Source organism: Stenotrophomonas sp. P5_A8 (assembly GCF_056400545.1).
In genome coordinates this window covers 1-2,566 of sequence record NZ_JBFULB010000441.1, presented here as the reverse complement: position 1 = coordinate 2,566, position 2,566 = coordinate 1, and the positions used below count along the sequence as shown (strand labels likewise).

Below are 2,566 nucleotides of genomic sequence, written 5' to 3'. Positions count from 1 at the left end.
GAGAGCCCAACGGCCGCTATAGCCAAGGATTCGTCAATCAGTTCGGCAAATATATGAAAGAGCTAGGCTTCGGAAAAGGCATTGGCTCCCATGCCTTCCGCCATACGCTTGCCACTGAACTGGATGCCAAGGGCGTGCGAGTCGAGCATATCGCCTTGATCACAGGTCATTCGCTCAACAAGAGAGCGCCCGTGCTCCAAGAGAACTACGTGCACAAGTCAGCGGCCAATGTACGGAGGATCCAAGTTGAAGCGTTGGAGCAGTATCAGCCGTCAGTGGCTCTACCAACCTACGTGCGCGGACAGTTCAAAGAACGGTTGAGCGAGGAGGCAAAGATGTATCCTTAAGCGAAGCGCCAACTAAGCGGCGCGCATTCATAGACAAGGAATCGTTCATGAGCAATGTGGAAGTTCTAACGCTCCTAATCGCATTGCTCGCAATAGTGCCAGCCGTATTGGCGCTCGTGCGCCAAAGCAGTCAGCGAAAGCGAATGGATCAGTTGGAAAGCGCGCAACACCGCCAGAACGTCGCCACCGCAGCACTACACGAGAAGCAGCTCGAACTATTGCTGGCTAGCGAGAAGGGCAAAGGCGGCGCACACGTGAAGCTCGATCTTTACCGCGACAATAAACACTATCGCTTCCGGGTTACAAATGTTGGATCGGCACAGGCTCGAAATGTTCAGGTCAAGATCCTCACAGGGAAGGATGAGCACGATCCTATTGCAGGCACAGACTACGACTCGAAGTTCCCTGCCCCCGTGTTGGAACCAGGCTCTTCAATTTCCCTGTTCGCCGCCATCTATATTGGAAGTCCTACGGCCTACAATGCGCTGGTGTCATGGGAAGACCCCGATGGTAGGAAAGCCGAGAACACTACCTATGTGGCGCTGTGAATCGGCGCACGGCTTCTGGACGCAAAGGCAATACTCTCAAAGTCGAGGGGGACGGGTCATTTGGCGGATCGCGGGGGTAGAGACCTTCGCTTGCTCGCGAGCTCTCCCATACTCGTTGGAATCGAGCTCTCGACGCTCCTTGAGAGCAGCAGCCTTGGCAATCGACTCATCTAGCTTGGCATAGGTCTCCTTATCCGATATCAATTCCCGCACAAGATCCAAGTTGGCTCGGGGAACCAAAACATCCACCATTTCATCATGACAATTCTGGAGTGCAATATACAATCCGAGCTCCGGATCCGCTGTTTTGTGTGCAAACTCCAAGAGCGACTTGACGATCTCTGCATGACCAATGGTTGCCGCAGCGAGCATGGCCTTGTATCCAAAGTCGCGCGGAGCATGCCCCGTTTTGACAATTGCCCACAGTAGCTTCCGCACAAGGCTCTCATGCCCCTTGGCAGCAGCGACATTAAGACCCATTGAGTAGGTGTCTTCCGGATCGGGGAGTCCAGCCCCTATCAAGTAATCAATCACCTCAACATGGTTATTCTCTGCGGCAGCCGAGAAGCCATACTGTGCGCACTGAATTTTTGATGAAAATGGCAACAGGTGCTTGACCACTTCCAAGTGCCCCTCCCGGCAAGCCGCGATCAATGCTCGACTATTCCTAGCCTTTGCATCCGAACCTAAAATCAGATGAAAGACGACATCAGGATGGCCATGGAGTGATGCCTCGTACAATGCCTGCGAGTCACGCTGAAAGGGGTTACATGACCTGATAAGCAGTTGGACGCATTCGAGGTGGCCATGCCTGGCCGCTAGGCAAAGCGCGGCGTCATCTTCGGAATCACAATACGGCATCAGCATTCTTACCAAGTCAACTTTGCCGAGCTTGGCTGCTGTCTTCAAGGGCTCTTGCTTCCAAGATGCTGTCAACAAGGGTAAAAGGACATCAATGATTGCATCTTGATCAAGCCTAATAGCCTCCAAGATGGCTTCACGAGCGGCCTCATCGACATCAGGCTGTGCCCGACACAGGTGGGCAGCGGCCACCGCATCATTGGCCTGAATGGACTTCCTAATCCTCTGCTGAAATGTCTTTTTCATATCTACCCTCTTTTCAAGATAGGGCAGTTCGAGCAATCGTCAAGGCCACTGCACACTCATCTTCCGTAGCGAATTAACTCGGATATTACAGAGGAAGTGCGCCATCTAGCACATACCCAACAAATTCAGCCTGAGGACGCCGCCCCTGGTTCCAATGCTGGCTCGCCCCATCAGGCGCACTCCTTCGATCCGCATACGTCACTACCAAGTTCTGCTTGGCTCGACTAACACCGACGAAATACGCGTTTCTGTTTTCGTCCTGACCGTCCTTGCTCCACCAAGTCTCAAGCTCGGTGCAGGGTAAGATTACGCACTCAAACTCCATACCTTTGCATTTGTGGATCGTCATGACTCGGACCGAACCTTCGTCTAGGAACCTTGCCAGCGCCTGATCCAAATCGTCATGCTGATGAATGAAGCCGCCAAGGACCTCGTAGACCTTCCCCAGAATTTCAGCTAAGCGCGACGCATCATAATCAGCTGACAGCGATAGCAGGGTTGATATGGGAACCAACGCCATGACAACCTGCGATTGCTCAAAGGCAAACTCCGCCTGCTCAGCGG

At 53.2% G+C, this 2,566-nt stretch carries 3 protein-coding genes and 1 pseudogene; 2 read left to right on the top strand and 2 right to left on the bottom strand.

The genetic code is table 11. The features are described 5' to 3' along the window. Window positions 1-347 (top strand): annotated as a pseudogene (locus tag AC1DQP_RS19320) (integrase); the annotation flags it as partial. Window positions 348-394: 47 nt separating this feature from the next. Continuing rightward, window positions 395-895 (top strand): hypothetical protein, encoded by a 501-nt coding sequence (locus AC1DQP_RS19315; protein ID WP_478052279.1) that lies wholly within the window; start codon window positions 395-397, stop codon window positions 893-895. 36 nt (window positions 896-931) lie between these two features. On the opposite strand, the gene AC1DQP_RS19310 is transcribed toward AC1DQP_RS19315, so the two are convergent. Together AC1DQP_RS19310 and AC1DQP_RS19305 are read right to left on the bottom strand one after the other, a co-directional pair. Continuing rightward, a complete protein-coding gene (locus tag AC1DQP_RS19310; RefSeq protein WP_478052280.1) occupies window positions 932-2,002 on the bottom strand; it encodes an ankyrin repeat domain-containing protein in 1,071 nt (356 codons plus the stop codon). A gap of 85 nt (window positions 2,003-2,087) precedes the next feature. Then, a partial coding sequence (locus tag AC1DQP_RS19305) for a 3'-5' exonuclease (protein ID WP_478052278.1) occupies window positions 2,088-2,566 on the bottom strand: 479 nt, incomplete at its 5' end.